At 62.0% G+C, this 18,658-nt stretch carries 15 protein-coding genes; 12 read left to right on the plus strand and 3 right to left on the minus strand.

The window, feature by feature from the left end; translation table 11 throughout:
- The first annotated feature begins 122 nt into the window (after window positions 1-122).
- The 11 genes from BC1002_RS03050 to BC1002_RS03100 all read left to right on the plus strand — a co-directional run bounded on the left by BC1002_RS03050 (window position 123) and on the right by BC1002_RS03100 (window position 13,802).
- Window positions 123-1,505, plus strand: a complete 1,383-nt coding sequence (locus BC1002_RS03050; RefSeq protein WP_013088608.1) for a phenylacetate--CoA ligase family protein — start codon at window positions 123-125, stop codon at window positions 1,503-1,505.
- Complete coding sequence (locus BC1002_RS03055) at window positions 1,502-3,079, plus strand: polysaccharide deacetylase family protein (RefSeq protein ID WP_013088609.1); 1,578 nt, start codon at window positions 1,502-1,504, stop codon at window positions 3,077-3,079. The genes BC1002_RS03050 and BC1002_RS03055 overlap by 4 nt, the downstream gene beginning before the upstream one ends.
- On the plus strand, window positions 3,076-4,194 hold the full coding sequence (wecB, locus tag BC1002_RS03060) for a non-hydrolyzing UDP-N-acetylglucosamine 2-epimerase (protein WP_013088610.1): 1,119 nt from the start codon (window positions 3,076-3,078) through the stop codon (window positions 4,192-4,194). Before BC1002_RS03055 ends, wecB begins: the two co-directional genes overlap by 4 nt.
- Window positions 4,187-5,440 carry a glycosyltransferase gene (locus tag BC1002_RS03065; RefSeq protein ID WP_013088611.1) on the plus strand — a complete coding sequence of 418 codons (1,254 nt, stop codon included), beginning with the start codon at window positions 4,187-4,189 and terminating at the stop codon, window positions 5,438-5,440. The genes wecB and BC1002_RS03065 overlap by 8 nt, the downstream gene beginning before the upstream one ends.
- Complete coding sequence (locus tag BC1002_RS03070; RefSeq protein WP_013088612.1) at window positions 5,437-6,570, plus strand: glycosyltransferase; 1,134 nt, start codon at window positions 5,437-5,439, stop codon at window positions 6,568-6,570. Before BC1002_RS03065 ends, BC1002_RS03070 begins: the two co-directional genes overlap by 4 nt.
- A gap of 364 nt (window positions 6,571-6,934) precedes the next feature.
- Window positions 6,935-8,359: a UbiA family prenyltransferase gene (locus BC1002_RS03075; protein ID WP_013088613.1), complete on the plus strand. Its 1,425-nt coding sequence runs from the start codon at window positions 6,935-6,937 to the stop codon at window positions 8,357-8,359.
- Between the two features lie 2 nt (window positions 8,360-8,361).
- Window positions 8,362-9,678, plus strand: coding sequence for an FAD-binding oxidoreductase (locus tag BC1002_RS03080; RefSeq protein ID WP_013088614.1), 1,317 nt, complete (start codon window positions 8,362-8,364; stop codon window positions 9,676-9,678).
- On the plus strand, window positions 9,675-10,415 hold the full coding sequence (locus tag BC1002_RS03085) for an SDR family oxidoreductase (RefSeq protein ID WP_013088615.1): 741 nt from the start codon (window positions 9,675-9,677) through the stop codon (window positions 10,413-10,415). Before BC1002_RS03080 ends, BC1002_RS03085 begins: the two co-directional genes overlap by 4 nt.
- Before the next feature lie 133 nt (window positions 10,416-10,548).
- Window positions 10,549-10,947 carry a GtrA family protein gene (locus BC1002_RS03090; protein ID WP_013088616.1) on the plus strand — a complete coding sequence of 133 codons (399 nt, stop codon included), beginning with the start codon at window positions 10,549-10,551 and terminating at the stop codon, window positions 10,945-10,947.
- A 67-nt stretch (window positions 10,948-11,014) separates the two neighbouring features.
- Complete coding sequence (locus BC1002_RS03095) at window positions 11,015-12,487, plus strand: hypothetical protein (protein ID WP_013088617.1); 1,473 nt, start codon at window positions 11,015-11,017, stop codon at window positions 12,485-12,487.
- A gap of 136 nt (window positions 12,488-12,623) precedes the next feature.
- Window positions 12,624-13,802, plus strand: a complete 1,179-nt coding sequence (locus BC1002_RS03100) for a hypothetical protein (protein ID WP_013088618.1) — start codon at window positions 12,624-12,626, stop codon at window positions 13,800-13,802.
- A gap of 38 nt (window positions 13,803-13,840) precedes the next feature.
- Here BC1002_RS03100 and BC1002_RS03105 read toward each other — a convergent pair whose 3' ends face one another.
- The 3 genes from BC1002_RS03105 to BC1002_RS03115 form a co-directional block, all read right to left on the minus strand.
- A complete protein-coding gene (locus tag BC1002_RS03105; protein ID WP_013088619.1) occupies window positions 13,841-15,004 on the minus strand; it encodes a methyltransferase domain-containing protein in 1,164 nt (387 codons plus the stop codon).
- 77 nt (window positions 15,005-15,081) lie between these two features.
- Window positions 15,082-16,155 carry an NAD(P)-dependent sugar dehydrogenase gene (locus BC1002_RS03110; protein ID WP_041734295.1) on the minus strand — a complete coding sequence of 358 codons (1,074 nt, stop codon included), beginning with the start codon at window positions 16,153-16,155 and terminating at the stop codon, window positions 15,082-15,084.
- A 42-nt stretch (window positions 16,156-16,197) separates the two neighbouring features.
- Window positions 16,198-17,154: a class I SAM-dependent methyltransferase gene (locus BC1002_RS03115; RefSeq protein WP_013088621.1), complete on the minus strand. Its 957-nt coding sequence runs from the start codon at window positions 17,152-17,154 to the stop codon at window positions 16,198-16,200.
- A gap of 487 nt (window positions 17,155-17,641) precedes the next feature.
- Between BC1002_RS03115 and BC1002_RS03120 the strand changes: the two genes are divergently transcribed.
- On the plus strand, window positions 17,642-18,628 hold the full coding sequence (locus BC1002_RS03120; RefSeq protein WP_013088622.1) for a glycosyltransferase family protein: 987 nt from the start codon (window positions 17,642-17,644) through the stop codon (window positions 18,626-18,628).
- Window positions 18,629-18,658: the final 30 nt, after the last annotated feature.

Genomic DNA, 18,658 nt, shown 5'->3' on the forward strand with positions numbered 1-18,658 from the left:
AGTGCGCCGGCGGCAGGCAAATCCGACGGCTTGGCGGCTTACCGGCTCTTCGGCGCCAACCGGTCCCGCAATTCAGCAACACCCTCGTGGCAGACCCCGAGGCGTAACAAGGTTCGAATTCGATGCGAGCTAATCACCCCTTTCTGCGTTACTCCGAATCCCTGCTGGTGCGTCAGCCGTTTCGCGCGCTGAAGGGTTTCGCAGGCGGCTATATCGCGTATCCGATTGCGGAGAACGCCGAAAAGCGCAACGTGCGCCCGAAAATCCGCGAGCTGCGCGAGCACTATTCGCTGCCGATGCCGCAACGCCGCCGCATCGCGCTCGAACGGCTCGTCGCCACGCTCGAATTCGCCGGCGCGAAGGTGCCTTACTATCGCGACCTGTTCCAGGCAAGGCAGTTCGATCCCGCCAAGGTCGAGGACGACCCGCGCTACCTGGAAGAACTGCCGTATCTGACCAAGGACATCATCCGCGAGCAGGGGCCGCGTCTGCTGTCGGGGCCGCTCGTCGCGGGCCAGCACCACGCGTGCAAGACCGGCGGCTCGACCGGCCTGTCCACGACGATCTACTACGACCAGGAAGGCGCCGATTATTCGTCGGCGGTCACCAACTATTGCCGCGAGCGGATCGGCAAGCTGCGCCATCGCGCGGAGCTGCACTTCGCATGCCGTTTCCCGGATCAGGTGGTCCCTGAGTGGCCGTCGCGCGAAGACTTCAAGTGCTTCGCGATGAATCGCAGCAACATCTTCTTCGACCGCATCGACGATCAGGGCCTCGAGGAAATGTGGCGCACGCTGAAGCGCCGCCGCCCGTATCTCGCGCACTCGCATCCATCGACGATGTACGCGCTCGCCTGCTACGTGCAACGCAAGTACGGCGGCGGCAAGGCGTTCCAGGTGTTCGAGTCGAGCGGCGAGCTGCTCGAGCCGCATGCGCGCGAGATGATCGCGAAGGCGTTGCGCTGCCGCGTTATCGACCGTTACGGCCTCGCCGAACTCGGCGTGATGGCCTACGAGCTCGACGGTCATGAGGGCGGCTTCCAGATCCTCGAATCGGAAGGCTGGCCGGAAAGCCGCGTCGCGCCCGACAACCCCGATGGCGCGCACGAACTCGTGTTCACCGGTTTCCGCAACCGGCTGATGCCGCTGATCCGCTACACGACCGGCGACCTCGCGCGCGTGCAGGAGACGGAGAAAGGTTTCTTCCTGACCGACGTGGTCGGCCGGATTCACGACGTCGTGCCGATCAACGGCGTCGCGCATCCGACGCACCACATCCAGGACATGCTCGATCACCGCGTCGGCGGCATTCAGGAATTCCAGATCGATCTGCGCACGACGCCGCCCACGCTGCGCATCGTGCTCGAACCGCACGCGAACGCGGAAGAGACGACCGCGAAGCTGCGCCACTTCTGGCAGGACGCGTTCACGATCGCGTACGTCGGGCACGACGACTTCGTGCGCGTGGGCAGCCGCGCCAAATTCCGCCACGTGGTGAGCGCATGATCGGCGTCGCGTTTCCCGATGCGCGCGCCGACGCTGGCCAATATGTGCTGGCGGCGCTGCGGCGCTCGGTCAGCGCGACCCAGGCGCAGGCGATCACGCGCAACATGCTGCACGAGATCGCGCCCGACGTCGTGGTCGCGGTCGACGCGCCCGACGCGTGGAGCGCCGACCTGATTGCTTACGTGAATGCACGGCCGCGCAAGCTGATCGTGTTCGGCCATATGCCGATCGCGCTCGCGGACTATCTGCGTTATCGGCCGGCGGCTTTGTCCTCCGAGCTGGCACTAGCGAGCCGCAGTGCATCGGCGCCTTCGGGCGAGTCGCGCGAGAGCGCGGCGGCGGTGCGCTACGGCGCGCTCGCGCGGACACTCGGCGGCGCGGCCTGGCATCGCCCGCTCGAGCGCTTCGATTTCACCGACGAATGGAACAACCTCGGCTACGGCGCGATTCGCGCCGACGGCTCGATCTGGGCGCTCGCGGAGGCGCCCGAAGTCCCGGCCGAGGCAGAACTGGCCGCGGTCGTCGTGAACGGCGAGCGACAGTTCGCGTACGCGGCGCTGTGGGATGCGGGCGCCTCGGGCGTGCTGTGGTTCAACCGGCCGGTCGGCCCGTGCGATTCGTTCGAATGGCGCCTCGTCGAGCAGTTTCTGTCCGGCTACCGGTCCGATGCGCTGCCGTGTCAGCCGGTGCTGAGCGAACTGCCGTGGGGCTATGACGCGGCGATCACGTCGCGGCTCGATTGCGACGAGGACGTCGAATCGGCGCGCCCGCTGTGGCAGGCGTACCAGCGTCTCGGCGTGCCGTTCACGCTCGCCGTGCATACGCAGAACCTGCAACGCGGCGGCCAGCACGACATCCTGCGCGAACTGCTCGCCGACCGGCAGCAGGGCGCGGTGCTGTCGCATACGGCGACGCATTCGCCGAACTGGGGCGGCAGCTACGACACCGCGATCGCCGAGGGCGCGCAGTCGGCCGAACTGCTCGAACGCGCGACCGGCGTGCCGGTGCGCTACGCGGTGTCGCCGTTTCACCAGTCGCCGCCGTACGCGATGCGCGGCCTGATCGACGCGGGCTACGCGGGCTGCATCGGCGGCATCATCCGCAACGATCCCGAGTTCCTGACCGCGCGTGGCGGCGCCCTGGCGGGCTTGCCGGCGGGCTTCGTCGGTCATAGCCAGCAGTGCATGCTGCACGGCGACTGCATGCGGAAAGAGGGCGATCCGCTCGCGATCTTCAAGCAGGCCTTCGACACCGCGTACGCGACCAACACGCTGTTCGGCTATCTCGACCATCCGTTTTCCGAGCGCTACGCATACGGCTGGCCCGACGAGGCGGCGCGCATCGACGCGCACGAGCAGTTCATTGCCTACATGCGCGGCAAGGCGCAACGGCCGCTGTTCCTGCACGAGGAAGCCGCGCTCGATTTCCTGCGGTTCCGCTCGCTCGCGCAGATCATCGAACAAGACGGCGTATTCAGCGTCGTGACGCGATGCGCCGACACGACGCCGCTCGCGCTCGGCGTCGAGTTCCGGGGCGCTCATACCAAGGTCGAGGCGGGGAAAGCACTGCAATGAAAGTCATGGTGGTGATGGGCACGCGGCCCGAGGTCATCAAGCTTGCACCGCTCGTGCGAGCGCTGCGCAGCGAGTTCGACACGATCGTCTGCGCGAGCGGGCAGCACAGAGACATGGCCGCGCAGGCGCTCGAATTCTTCGGCATCGAACCCGACATCTCGCTCGAAACGATGCACCCCGGTCAATCGCTGAACGCGCTCGCGTCGCGCCTGATCGCCGCGCTCGATCGCGCGCTCGACGAAGTGCGCCCCGATTGGGTGATCGTGCAGGGCGACACGACGACCGCGTTCTGCGCGGGCTTCGCGGCGTTCCAGCGCGGCATCCGCGTCGGCCACGTCGAGGCGGGGCTACGCACCGGCGATCTCTCGAGTCCGTTTCCCGAGGAAGCGAATCGCAGCCTGCTCGGCCGCATCGCGACGCTGCACTTCGCGCCGACCTCGCGCGCGCGCGACAGCCTGCTTGCTGAAGGTGTCGCGGCTGAAAAGATCGTCGTGACCGGCAACACGGTCGTCGATGCGATCGGCGAAGTGCGCGCGAGCTGGAGCATCACGCCGCCGACGAGTCCGCTGCCCGCATGGCACGGCGAGCAGCAGCACGTGCTCGTCACGTGCCATCGGCGCGAGAACTTCGGCGACGTGCTGCAGGACATCTGCCGCGTGCTGCGCGACTTGTGTCAGCGCTATAGCGATTACCGCTGGGTGTTTCCCGTGCATCTGAACCCGGCCGTGCGCGAGCCCGTGCATCGTGAGCTCGATGGCATTCCGAACCTCGCGCTGATCGAGCCCGTCGACTATCCGACGAGCCTTTATCTGATCAGCGGCAGCGCCGTCGTGGTCAGCGATTCGGGCGGCATCCAGGAAGAAGCGCCGACCTTCGGCGTGCCGGTCGTCGTGATGCGCAATCACACCGAGCGCCGCGAAGGCGTCGACGCCGGCTTCGCGACGCTCGCGGGGCAGAGCGCGGCGAGCATCGAGAGCGCGGTGATCGGCTGGCTCGACGATCCGGCGCGGCGCGCGGCGCTGCGCGATCGCGCGAATCCGTACGGCGACGGACTGGCGTCGCGGCGCATCGTCGACAGCCTGCGCGGCCGACCGGTCGAGGTGTTCGTTGGCTGACGGCAAGAACTTCGTGCTTCCCCCGCAAGACTGCGTGCTGTTTTCGACCGCCGACTGGGACGAGCCGTACTGGACCAACAAGCAGCACACGGCGAGTATCCTAGCCGCGCGCGGCTGGCGGATTCTGTATGTGGAAAGCGTCGGCTTTCGCTCGCCGAAAGTGGGCAGCGGCCGCGACTGGTCGCGGCTGTGGCGGCGCCTGTGGCGCGGCGTGCAGTCGCTGGTGCTCGGTCCGCCGCGCCGCGCCGACAACGTCTGGGTGCTGTCGCCGCTGATGGTGCCGGCCGGGCACCATCTGCCGTTCGTGCGCTCGCTGAATCAGGCGATGCTGCGCTTTTCGGTGAACCGCTTCGCGAGGTCGCACCGCTACGACAAGCCGGTCGTGTGGACCTACCACCCGTACATGCTCGATGCGATCGCGACGCTGCCGCGCGGGCCCTTGGTCTACCACTGCGTCGACGATATCGCGGCGATTCCGGGCGTCGACGTCGACGCGTTCCGCAATGCCCAGCAGGATCTGCTCGGCCGCTGCGAGGCGGTGTTTACGACCGCGCAGTCGCTGAAGGACGTGTGCCTGCCGTTCAACCCGAATACGTATTTCTTCGGCAACGTCGTCGATGAAGCGCACTTCGGCGTCGCGCGTGAAGACGGCCCGCTGCCCGCCGAGCTCGCCGCGATCGACGAGCCGCGGCTCGTGTATCACGGCGTGCTGTCGGACTTCAAGGTCGACCTGCCGCTGCTGCTGAAAACCGCGCAGGCGCGGCCGCAGTGGCAATGGGTGATCATCGGCGAGGAGCGCGAAGGGCAGCGCAGCGACCTGCTCGCGCAGCTCAAGCGCCTGCCGAACGTGCATCTGCTCGGTTACCGGCCGTATCGCGTGCTGCCGCAGTATCTGCGCGGCATGCGGGTCGGCGTGCTGCCGACGCTGATCAACGAATACACGCACTCGATGTTTCCGATGAAGTTCTACGAATATCTGGCGGCCGGTTTGCCGGTCGTGTCGACGCCGCTCGATTTCGCGAGAGAGCCGCGCGCGGGGCTCGAAGTGGGCGGCGATGCCGACGCGTTCATCGCGGCGATCGACAAACAACTCGCACGCGGCAAGCTGAGCGCGAACGAGGCGCGCGCGGCGGTTGGCGAGAATACATGGGAAGCGCGGCTGGACAAGATGCTGGTGATTACTTTCCACTACCCGCAAGCGGGCGGCGGCAGCGCGCAGCCACACGGCGCGGAGGTGCGCACGTGAGGGTCGTTCATGTGTACCGCACCTACTTCCCGGACCCGCCCGGCGGCCTGCAGGAAGCGATCCGCCAGATTGCGCTATCGACGCGTGAACGCGGCATCGAAACGCGCATCCTGACCCTGTCGCCGAGCCCGACGCCGAGCGTCGTCGAACGTCCGGAAGGGCAGGTGATCCGCGAGAAATCGTGGGCCGCGCCGGCATCGTGCGATCTCGGCGGACCGTGCTCGGTGATCAGGTATCGCGAGATGGCCGACTGGGCCGACGTCGTGCATTTCCACTTCCCGTGGCCGTTCGCCGACGTCTTGCATCTGCTGGGACGCACGAAGAAGCCGACGGTGATGACGTACCACTCCGACATCGTGCGACAGAAGCTGTTGGGCACAGTCTATGGGCCGCTGATGCGGCGCACGCTGCGCAGTATGTCCGCGGTGGTCGCGACTTCGCCGGCCTATGCGCGGACCAGCGAGACGCTCGCCGCGTGCGTGTCGAAGGAGCGCTTGAAGACGATTCCGCTCGGCATCAGCGACTATCGGGACGAGCCGCAGCCGCGCGACGCGCAGCGCCAGCTCGAGAGCCGGCTCGGTCTGGTGCCGGGCGAGCCGTATTTTCTGGCGCTCGGCGTGTTGCGCTACTACAAGGGACTGCATACGCTCGTCGAGGCCGCCCGGCATGTGCAGGCGAAAATCGTCATCGCAGGCTCGGGGCCGGAGCGCGAGCGGCTCGCTGCGTTGGCACTGCAGCATGGCGCGAGCAACGTCGTGTTTGCCGGCCAGGTCACGCATCAGGAAAAGGTCGCGCTGCTCAAGGGCTGTCGGGCGATGGTGCTACCCTCCCATTTGCGCTCGGAAGCGTTCGGAATGGTGCTGGTCGAAGCTGCGATGTTCGGCAAACCGATGGTGTGCTGTGAGGTCGGGTCCGGGACGTCGTTCGTCAACGAGGATGGGGTGACGGGGTTTGTCGTGCCGCCCGAGGCGCCGGAACCGTTGATCGCCGCGATCAACCGGCTGGCGCTGGATGAAGCACTGGCGCGCGGCATGGGGGCGGGGGCGCGGCAGCGATATGAGCGGCTGTTTTCCGGGGCAGCGTTGGGAAACGCGTATAAATCGCTGTACGAACAAGTATTGTCTCCTTGAGTCGTTATTTTCTTTCTCTGTATTGCGCCGAAAAGCTTGCGAAAGTGTTAGTTCACGTTTGTTTGTGCAAATTCGGCCTACGGGCGAGATGTTGGTATTATCTGCGCGGGTGAGCCGGGTGCGCTGATTATTCTGCTTCGTTACAAATTTGGCGGGCTCATCGTTGTTAATTCAGTCGGCAATAAGTAACAGGTAAATTGGCGGCGGGTTGTAGGGGAGGGCGCGAGATGGTAGCGTGATGCCGCTTTACGCGGTCAGGATATCGATCCTCGCGGTTCGACTTGACCGGCTACCGCGCCAGAACGAATTTCTACGACATCGCGTCGCCTTCCACACTCTTTTCTGCTTTGCGACGGTTTACTGAATGAGTAGCAAACCCCTCGTTGTCGATCTTGATGGAACTCTCATTCGCTCGGACGTCCTGATTGAATGCGGTTTTGCTTTTACCCGATCCGCTCCGCATCGGTTCTACGAGCCGCTTCTGTGGCTCCTGCGCGAGGGTAAAGCCGGGCTCAAAGCGCGCCTCGCCGAAGCGACCGATATCGACGTCACCGTCCTGCCCTACGACGCCACGGTCATCGAGTGGCTGAAGGAGGAACGGGCCGCCGGGCGTTCGCTCGTGCTGGCTACCGCTAGCCATGAACGCTACGCGAATGCGATCGCCGATCATCTTGGGCTATTCGACAAAACCTTCGCTACGCATAGCGACGTCAATCTGTCCGCGCATCGCAAGCGCGACAGGCTCGTGGCGGAGTTCGGCGAGAAAGGCTTCGACTACGCCGGCAATTCGCACGACGATGTCGCAGTCTGGGCCGCCGCTGAGCGTGCCTATGTGATCAATCCGTCGAGTGGCGTAGAGCGCGCGGCCCGCAAGCAGGGCAACGTCGAGCGCGTGATCGACCGACGCTCCGCATGGCCGAGAACGTGGGCGAAGTCGCTGCGACTGCATCAGTGGCTGAAGAATCTGCTGATTTTCGTTCCGCTGCTCGCGGCGCATCAACTGTCGGACGCCGCGCTGGTCCTTTCCGCGCTGCTCGCTTTTTTTGCCTTCGGTGTCTGTGCATCGAGCGTCTACCTGTTGAACGATCTGCTAGATCTCGAGGACGACCGGCATCATCCGACCAAGCGCAAACGCCCGCTTGCCTCGGGCGCGTTGCCGCTGGTTTGGGGCGCGGCGCTCTTTCCCGTTCTGCTGGTGGTGGGCGGCGCGATCGCATGGTTCTGCCTGCCTCATAAGTTCGCGCTGGTTTTGCTGGGATATTACGTACTCACGCTGGCCTATTCGTTCTATCTGAAGCGGCGAGTGATGATGGACGTGGTCGTGCTGGCCTTGCTCTATACGACGCGGATCATCGCCGGAAGCGCCGCGATCGATGCGCGGCTCACGTTCTGGCTGCTCGCGTTTTCGATGTTCATTTTTCTCAGCCTCGCGCTCGTCAAGCGTTATGCGGAACTGCACGCATTGAAGGAGCGCGGCCTCGTGAAGTCGCGCGGCCGCGGCTATGTCGCGAGCGATCTGCCGTTGATTTCGTCATTGGGCGCGGCCTCGGGCTATCTGTCCGTGCTGGTTCTCGCGCTTTATATTCAGGACGGCAATACGGCGAGCCTCTATCGGCACCCGCAGTACATCTGGGTGGCCTGTCCTCTGCTGCTTTACTGGGTAAGCCGCACTTGGATCATCGCGCATCGCGGCTCCATGCATGACGACCCGATCGTATTCGCGGCAAAAGACCGGAGCAGCTGGCTGATCATGGCGCTATGCGGCGCCGTGTTCTGGATGGCGATCTAGCCATGACCAAGGTTCAGTCCTGGGGGCGCTATCCGTACGCGCCGCAAGATGCTCATCCGATCGCCTGGCGCGATACGGCCGCGGCGGTATGGCGAAATGTCGGCAGCGCGCAGCGCACGACCCTCGCCTTTGGCAATGGGCGCAGCTACGGCGACAGTTGCCTCGCGTCGTCAGGGCACGTGGTGCAGACGCTGCCGCTGGACCGGCTGATCCTGGCTGACTGGCAAAACGGCGTGTTGCGCGCTGAACCAGGCATGACGCTCGAGCAGATTCTCGACGTGGCGATTCCGCGTGGATGGATGTTGCCGGTGACGCCGGGTACGAAGTACGCGACATTGGGCGGCGCGATCGCCAACGACGTGCACGGCAAGAATCACCATGTACGCGGCACGTTTGGCCGGCATGTGCGGCGTTTCTCCTTGCTGCGAAGCGACGGCACGCAGTTCGAATGTACACCGGAGCTGCACCCCGAGTACTTCGCCGCAACGATTGGCGGCCTAGGCATGACGGGGTTGATCACGTGGGCGGAGATCCAGCTGATGCCGATTAACTCGAGCATGCTCGACGTGACCAGTATCCGCTTTGCCAACCTCGATGAGTTCTTCGCGCTGTCAGAGCGCCTCGACGAACTGCATGAGTACAGCGTGGCGTGGGTGGACTGTCAGAGCCGCGATGCCGCGTTGGGCAGGGGTATTTTCATGGTCGGCGATCACGCTTCCGACGGCGGACTCGAGGTCGAACGCCGCAAGACGCGGACGGTGCCGTTCACGTCGCCGATCCCGGTTTTCAACCGCTTGACGCTGCGTGCCTTCAACGAGTTGTACTATCGGCGGCAACGCGCGGACGCGGTTCGCTCGACGGTCAGTTACGACTCGTACTTTTATCCGCTCGACAGCCTGCTTGAATGGAATCGCATCTATGGCCGCTCGGGCTTCCAGCAGTATCAATGCGTGATGCCTGCGCCCGTCGCGCGCGACGCGACGCGGGGCATTCTCGACGCGATTGCCCGCAGCGGCACGGGATCGATACTTGCCGTGTTGAAGCGCTGCGGCGCAATCAAATCGCCGGGCCTGCTGTCTTTTCCGCTCGAAGGCACATCGCTCGCGCTAGATTTTCCGCAGCGTGAGGAATCGAATCGCAAGCTCTTCGACCGGCTGGACGCGATCGTGCGCGAGAGCGGCGGCCGTCTGTATCCCGCCAAGGATGCGCACATGTCGGGCGAAGATTTTCGCGCTGCCTATCCGCAGTGGGAACAGGTCGAAGCGCTGCGTGATCCGGCCTTGCTGTCACGCTTTTGGGAACGAACCACTCGAGTATGAAAAACATCGTTATCGTAGGCGCCACTTCGGCCATCGCCATTGCCTGTGCACGGCAATGGGCTACACAGGGCGCGCGCTTCTTTCTCGTCGCGCGCAACATGGAGCGCCTCCAGCAGGTTGCCGACGACCTGAAGGCACGTGGTGCGCAAGACGTGCTGTGCCAGAAGCTGGACATCGATCAGCTGGGTGAACATGCCGCCATGATGCAGCGCTGTTCGGCGCAGTTCGGCGCGCTCGACATCGTGCTGGTGGCGCCTGGTACGCTGCCTGACCAGCAGGATTGTCAGAACGATGCCGACGTCGCGGTCCGTGAGTTCAATACCAATGCCGTGTCGATCATCGCGTTGCTGACCCGTTTCGCGACTGTGATCGAGCAGCAGCGGCGCGGCACGATCGCGGTGATTTCGTCGGTGGCCGGCGATCGCGGTCGCCAGTCGAATTATCTGTACGGCAGTGCCAAAGCCGCGCTCTCTGCGTTTTGCGAGGGCTTGCGGGCGCGCCTGTTCAAAGCGGGCGCGCATGTGGTGACGATCAAGCCTGGCTTCGTCGCTACGCCAATGACAGCGGGCCTTCCGTTGCCGGGACCGCTTGTTGCTACGGCGGACAAGGTCGCGGGCGATATCGTGCGCGCCGTGGAAAAGGGCAGGGATGTCATTTATACCCCGTGGTTCTGGTGGGGCATCATGCTGATCATTCGTTCCATTCCTGGCCGCGTGTTCAAGCGGCTCTCGTTGTGATGCAATGCGTGTACCGCGACGGGTCTGCCGTGCTCGAAGGCAACCGTCGCCGACCAGCGAGCGCATGGCGCGGCGAACCTTTGTTTGATCTTTCTGACCTGGTGTGCCTCTCGTGAACTCCTCGGCAACTTCCATGAGCGCGTCGCGCATCGTGATTTTTTACGCGATGTTCGCGGCGATTTCGATCGCTGCGAACATCGGTCTTCAGAAGCTCTCGCTGATCACCTATTCGGGAGCGTTCAGCGTGCCGCTGTCCGTGGTCGTCGGAACGGGTGGTGGGCTGGTGGTGAAGTTCCTGCTCGATAAGCTGTGGATCTTTCGATATCAGCATCGCGATCTGTCGCACGGCATACAGAGTTTTCTGCTGTACACGGTGATGGGGCTCGCCACTACCGCGATTTTCTGGGGCTTCGAATTCGGCGCGGACGCGATCTATCACTCCGAGCCTGCCCGCTTTACTGGCGGCGTGATTGGACTCGTGATTGGTTATATCGTCAAATATCGGCTCGACAAGAAGTTCGTTTTTGCCTGATTCCGTCGATGCCTTTTTGTAGTTGCGTTGCGCTATTGCCGCACCCGCGTACTCGGAAATATGACCTATGAGCCTGCAACGACTTAGACAGTACCTCTCGGAAAATGCGCTTCTACTGCTGGTGACCATTGCGGTGGGTGGTTATCTCGCGTGGCAGACGCGTAACTTTCAGCTCGACGATTCGCTGATCTATCTGCGATATTTGCGCAATCTGTTTGACGGACAAGGGCTCACCTACAACGCAGGCGATCGCTTCAACGGCCTGACTTCGCCGTTGTATTCCTACTTGTTGATCGTGGCCAACGTCGTGGCCAGGAACTTGCAATACACGACGATCTTTTTGTCGTTCGTGTTCCTGTGCGCAGCCGCGATCACCGGAGCGCATCTTCTGGCGAGCGGAAAATACGAACAGACGCTGTGCGCGCTGATCGTTGTGTCCTTCAATTATTTTTACGACACCTTTGGGATGGAAACTTCGCTGTTTCTGTTCCTGTCCGCGCTCGCGTTGATACTCTATCGCAGGGAGCAATTTTTCGGTCTGGGTGTAGTGCTGGGCCTGCTGTTCATCACGCGCAGTGAAGGTGTGTTCCTTGGCTTGGTCGTGGTCGTCGATTACTTCATCAAGAACAGAAAACTGCCTCATGTTAAGTATCTCGTCGCGCCGCTCATTCTGCTCTCGGCCAATTTCATCTTCAACTACTACTACTACGGCGCGTTTCTTCCGGCTACCGGCAATGCGAAGCTCGGACAGGGGAAGTCAGGGTACTGGGGCGAGGGACTGATTTTTCTCCACGTGCAGTACATGAAGGACGCTTTCTTCGGCGGCGATTTCCGGCTGCTCGCATTCATGCTGCCGGTCGGTCTCGTCGGCGTGCTGTCGAGTCTCGGCAAAAGGATCGTTTGGCTCGTCATTTTTTATCTCGTGCTACTGGGTTCGTTCTATGTATTTCTGCATATTCCGAACTACCACTGGTACTACGCACCATTCTTCTTCTTCGGCTTGCTGTTCGTCGGTGTCGGTGCGTGGAAGGTGCTCAACTTCACGTACGAACGTTCACGAGAGAGTGCCGTTTTTCTTACGCTGTTTCTTGCGTTTTTCCTTGTTACGAGCGGCTTCGTATACCACAGTTTTGGCATAGCCAATGTCCAACGCGGTTCGATGGACGCGTACAAGAATATCGGTGAATGGATCGGAACAAACACGCCGCGCGATGCGGTGGTTGCAAGTGTCGAGATCGGGACAGTGGGCTGGTACTCCGACCGGTACATCATCGACATTCTCGGTCTGACCAATCGGTATAACGCAGACTACATTGCTCATAAGGATCTTTATTCCTGGCTCACAAGGTACAGCCCGGATTACATCCTTGTGCATCAGCCGCTCTGGGCTTTTGAGGCAAGTGCGAATTGCCTGCTCGCGAGCCAAGCCTATGCGCCTGTCGAAGCATTCAAATTCGAGGGCTACCGCCTCCTGAAGCGAAGTGACGCCGTTGGGACGCAGCGGCAGATCCTGAGCTGTGCGACGGGGTCGCACTCCTGATAAGCCCGCAATACTCGTTGAGAAGTCTGGTCAGCAGGCTTGAGCAATGTTGCGGCGCAAATTGGCCGGCTCGTGGTTTCGAGCCGGCCGCAAAATTTCAGACTCACATTTTTCCAAAAAATAATAAGTCATCAGTATGCAGCGAGAAAAAGACCGCCTCGTCCCATTGCTTGTTTTCTTGTGCGCGCTGCTGCTCATGTGGTATCGGGCCCCCGAGCGCATCGAGCATGGCTTTTTGTGGGCCGAAGACGCCACGATTTTTATCGCGCAAGCGCACGAACTTGGCATCCGATCGTTCGTGCAGGGATATTCCGGTTATTGGCATTTCGTTCCGCGTCTTGTCGCGTGGCTGCAAATGAAAACGACGCCGATCGACAACGCGCCGTACTTCTTCATGTGGGCGTGTGCGTTGATTACGGCCGCCTCGAGCGCTTATATGGCCCATGCGTTCCGAGTCTTCTCGCCTCCAATCGCGGCACTTCTCGCGCTCGGCCCATTATTGGTTCCTCAGACGGGCGAGACCCTGCTGAACGCGACGAATATTCAATGGATATTGCTTCCGACGCTCATCGTTCTACTGTGGGAAAACCTGTTTAATCCGCCGAAGACCTGGTATGTCGCCCGCGCATTCGTGGCTGCCGGGATTGCGCTGACAGGGCCCTTTGGGATCATCACGTTCGGCCCAGCGACGCTGGCCTGTATCTACGTGTGGCGTCGTGAGACGCTTTCACGTCGTCAAATTGGATTCGTGGTCGCGTACGTTGCGGGCGTAGCGGGGCAGGTTTACGCGGTCGCAACCAACGCCTCGCCGCCACTCGACTTCGGCGCACCGCCGTTTGCATGGCGTTACGGCACCCGTATGATTCGCGAGCTGTTTTGCGGTCTTCTGCCGTCGCCGGAGAGCATCCCTCTGGTTGGCGGTTTGATCTTAGCCATCGTCCTGGTATTCGTCGTGGCGAGATCTCGAGCCGCTCTGGCCTGCTTGCTGCTCGCGCCGATGGCGGGTGTGATCTGGTTGCTCGGCGCCGCGCGATCGAACCCGTACTCGGAACATATGATGTGGTACGGCTTCGGGGCAAGGTACATCTATCCCGCGCTGCTGTTCTCTTTCTGGGCTGCACTGCTGTCGTTCACAACCTCGACGTCGAAACTGTCGCGAGTATTGGCGGGTGCATTCGTTGCGGTCACACTGCTCGCCAGTGCGACGCGATTCCTCGCATCGGAATGGCCAATGTGGAGCATTACGTCGAACGCCACAGGCCACGCGCTGAAGGTCGCGCCGAACTGGACGGTCCAGATTCCGAATCGTCCGTGACACTGTTGGTTCGCCGGGAAGATTAACCGGCGCGACCGTTACCTCGTTGCCATCGCTATCGGAGCCGGGCCGCCCTGGGTCTGGAGTGACCGGCGAATCGCCCGTCCCTCTTTCCACCCAAAATGCTGGTAATGCTCGATCGGGTCCACGCCGGCTGCCGCCACGTCCGTATTCACGGCCAGATATTCCCGTGCATCGAAATTGGGCGGCAATGCAATCGGTTCGTCGGGGTCCAGTTCGCTGTGTTGTCCGAACACGCGCGCCGCGCTCTTTTCGTCGTCTCGCGAGTTGCACAATTCCCGGAGTTTGCGGCGCGTGCGCCCGAACGGCACTTCCGGCGTCGCATCGCTAGCCGCCTGCGCCATACGCCGCCAGCTCTCGGCAATATATTGCGGATCGCGCGAACGCCTCATCACGACGGAGAACTCGATTTCGTTGCGCAGCGTGTCGAAGAAGTCTTCACACGCAAAATCGACCAGCTCCATCTCGCAGAGTTCGGCAATCAGTTTCGCAAACGAGCGCGGTGTAAAGACCCAGCAGTGAACATCGTGATACGTGCCGTTTTCGAACGCGTCGCGCGCGAGATGCAGCGCGCCTTGCCATGTGTGATGCCGTTTGACCGAGCGCGGATCGATGCGCTTTTTTTGCCACGCATCGAGGGTCGAGACCTCGGCGGCGGACAGGCAGTGATCGAGCAGCGAGTAGGGTTGCGGTACCCGTGCATGAGCGACGTAGCTGGCCAGGACTTCGGGCAGTCGGCTTTCGCGGCGGAAATAATCGAAGGTATAGCGTCGGTCGGGAACGGCGAGACGCACTTCCCCGGTCGGTTTGAGGACCGCGGCCAATTCTCTAAGCCACGTCACGAGATCGGGAACATGCTCGACGACATGCGAGGCAACCACGTAGTCCACATAGCGGCCCTTGATCGCCTCGTGCAACGTGTTGCGCCCCCACACCGCGTCGACATCGACGATCTCATTGATGTCGAGATTAGGATCGTCCCTATACTTTTCCCGCAGGTGCGGCGTGTCCGTATGGTCGACGTAAATGATTTCGCCGCCGTCGCTGCGCCGCACGAGAGGCCAGCAAAGCGGGCCTATTTCCACGCCGACGCTGTCCTTCACGTTCAGTCCTTTCAGCAAACGGCAACGCCGCTTATCTCGAAATTCATCGATGCTTGGAGCATTGTCTTCCTTCGCCATGTTGCCTCCTCGTATTGGACGGCACAGCTTCCAGTGATGACCGATGTTCACCGCATTGCGTGAAACCGCTTATGCCATCAGGTATGCATCTGCACCTTGATCGAGTCCGAACTCTTGTCGCTGGCCAGACGGAAGGCCTCGTCGACGTCGTCGAGGCTCAGATCGTGTGTGATCATGGCGCGCAACGTATCGCCCTTGCGCGCCAGCAGATCGATCGCGAGCGCGAAGTCGTGCTGACCGTCGATATAGCCGTAGCAGTTCGGCAGATGAATCGTCAGTTCCTTGATGTGCGGCTTGATGATCTCGATGTTCCTGAAGCCGTGATCGAATGCGCCGAGCACGCACACATGGCCGAGCGGGCGCACGAACTGACAGGCGAAGTCGAACGTGTCGGCCGTGCCGCCGACCGCTTCGATCGCATAGTGCGCACCCAATCCGCCAGTTGCCTGTTCGACCACGGCGAGTGCTTCGGCGCGATCGGCCGGCAGGATCGCGGCGGCGCCCATCCCCAGCGCCGCGCGCGCCTGAGCCGCGTGTCTCGCGACCACGTAGACTTTTTCGCTGCCGGCATCCAGCGCCGCGGCGAGTGCCGCGAGGCCGATCGTGCCCGCGCCGATCACCACGCCGACCGAACCGCGCGCAATCGGCATCTTGCGGCACCCGTGGATGCCGACCGCCACCGGTTCGACAATGGCGCCGAGCTGATCGTCGACGGCATCGGGCAGCGGGAACACGCCCGCTTCTTTGGTGCGCACGTATTCGGCAAAGCCGCCGCCGAACGGAAACTCGCGGGCACGGCAGTGAATCGGCGTGCCGAGCTTGCAGTACTCGCATTTGCCGCACGCGGTGCCCATCACCATGTCGATCGTCACGCGCTGGCCGACGCGCACGCTCGTCACACCCTCGCCGATCTCGACCACGGTGCCGCTCAGTTCGTGGCCGTTCGGAAAGCTTTGATGGACATCGACGTTCCGGTAGGCGTGCAGATCGCTGCCGCAGATGCCGACGCTCGCCACTTTGACGATCACGGTGCCGGGTAGCAGCTCAGGCACCGCGATGCGGCCGATCTTCATTGCGCGCACGCCGTCTTGCAAGCCGGCGCGCATGGACGCTCCTTCGGCGCGATGCTCGAGCGCGTTCGTCGAAGTCATCTATGAATCTCCGCAAAATGTGAAACGTTTGCGCTGCGGCGCCTAGCGTGTCTTTCGAATCCAGAAGCTCGCGCCGGGATTGCGCATGAAGAGCGGCATCCGTGCGTTCATCAGATCCGCATGGAAGTGTCCCATGAAGGTATTCATCAGAACGACTTCGAACGTGCTGTTGTACTGGAGGAAGGCGCGCAGCAGATAGGCTTCGTTCCACGCGCGGCCTTCGTAGATCCACTGCGGCGGGTATTCGAGCGGCAGAAACACATCGTGGAAGTGCACGTGCACGCCGGGCGCGAGGATCGGCAGTATCTCGAACACGATGCGGTTCACGTCGCTGCCGATCTTGCTCACGTGCGACGAGTCGACGAACAGGATGTCGTTCGCTTCGAGTTCCGCGAATACCGACAGGTCGACGTCCTGCGCGAGTGACTTGACGATCTTCGCGGTGACCTTGTCCTTCTCGGTCAGCAACGACAGCAAGCGTTCGTTGTTCGGTTCGACGAAAGTGCACTGGATCTGGCCGTCGAAGAACAGGTCGTTGGTATCGAGCGAAACGGCGGACGAGAAACCCGAGCCGATCTCGACGATGCGGCGCGGCCGCAGGTGGCGAATCATGCAGTACAGCGACGTCGCATCGCCATACGAGAACATCACGTTCTCGAAGTAGAAGCGCAAGCCGTCTTTCTTGTGCGGCTCGAACGGCATCTGGTGGTAGTAATAGTCGGCGAATTCCCCGACGAGCCGCACCTGCGCGTCTTCGTTGAACTCGATGCCGGGCAGCGTGCGCGAGACATTGCCGAACAGACGTGCTTCGTCCTGCTTGATGTCGGGGATCGACGGGATCGGCGAATAGTAGTGGCCCGGAGGCACGTCGCCGAGATTCGAAAAGTGCGGAATGTTGACCCGAAGCGCGTCGCGATACTTGTTCCGCTCAGCGATCAGTTCAGCAATCTCGGGATGCTGCGCGGCAAGTGAATCGAGAAGTTCAGGCGATGCCGACATCTTGTTTCTCCGCTTGAAGGAATTTGCGAAAAGCCGTGACAAAGTGCACTCGATAACGGTATGGGGATTGACTCGCGGCCAGGCATTTCAGGCTGCCCAGTCTATCGTACCGCCAGCATTCTGCACGCCCAATACTTCCCAATGTTCCGACATAAACCAGCATTTACGGTTACTTACAAATTATTCGCCGGAGTAGTCGGCACGGGCGCAAGCCCACCGGATAGCGCGTTCAGGCTGCAATTGAGCGCGGAAAAGGTCCGGCCAGCCGCCGTTTTCCGTCAGCGATGTAATGTTACAAATGCCTGGAACAGGGGTCTCGCCGCGTCGCCGGGGCGGTCGTTTGCGCTACGATTTGGCGTAAAATCAAGCCCCTGCCGATAATGGTCCGCGTCTCGTTCGCAAGTGGCGCGAGCGCGTGAATTCCGCACCGTCCGGCGGACGGCAGCAGCGCCCAACATACGGGACGATTCGGGACGGAGCCCGCAATATGCATTTTAAAATTCTCCTGACCACTCACAGTACCGCGTTCATGACGAGCGGTGGTGGTGAGTCGGAACTCGTGCAGGTCGCCGAACTTCTCAATGATTCGGACGTACAGGCCGACATTTACGGCATTCGCAGCCGGCCGCTACGCTTTTACGACGCCGTGATGCATTTCTCCGTCCATGCGGACGGCGAAGCGATCGTTCGCGAAACGGTGAATCAAGGCAAGAAGCTGTTCCTGTGGCCGAACGTCTGGTGGTTGAGCGCGCCCGACCCTGCGGAAATCGGCCGCATCGAGGCGTTCGTGCAGCGTGCCGAGCGGCTGCTGTTCAAGTCGTCCACCGAACTCGCGCACTTCAACACATACATCACGGTCGATCCAGGCAAATGCGTGGTGGTGGGCTCCGGTATCTCCGACCGGTTCCTTCTGCCCGCCGACAAGGATTTGCTCCCGACGGTCTGCGACGTCTCCGACTACGTGCTGTGCCTCGGCTTGATTGAGCCGATCAAGAATCAGCTCGAACTGATCCGCGCGCTGAACGAGCTCGACATGAACGGCCTGATGGTCGGCGGTTTCAGGGACGAGGAGTACTACCGGCAGTGCGTTCGCGAAGCGCATCGCGGCATTCATTTCCTGCCGTTCATCCAGCCGTGCAGCGCGCTGTTGCGCTCCGCGATCGCCAGCGCACTGGTGGTGGCTGAGCCGAGCTTCGATCCGCCCGGGCGCTCGTGTCTCGAAGGCGCGTTCGTGAAGAAGCCGCTCGTCATGGTTGATGGGGATTGGCAGCGCGAGCACTTCGACGACAATGTCTGGTATGCGGCATCCACCCGCGCGCCGGACATCATTCCCGCCCTTCAGGCTGCCCTGACCGACCCGGCCAGGGACGAAAAGATTGAACGTAACTACCAACGCGTCTATGCACGGCACTCGTCGAGCACGGTAGCAGCAGACCTAATCAGACACCTGATCGATGCCGGCCTCACAAATTAATAAAATTCCCCGACTGCTGGTCGTACAGCG

Origin of the sequence: Paraburkholderia atlantica (genome assembly GCF_000092885.1) — a bacterium.
GTDB lineage: Bacteria > Pseudomonadota > Gammaproteobacteria > Burkholderiales > Burkholderiaceae > Paraburkholderia > Paraburkholderia atlantica.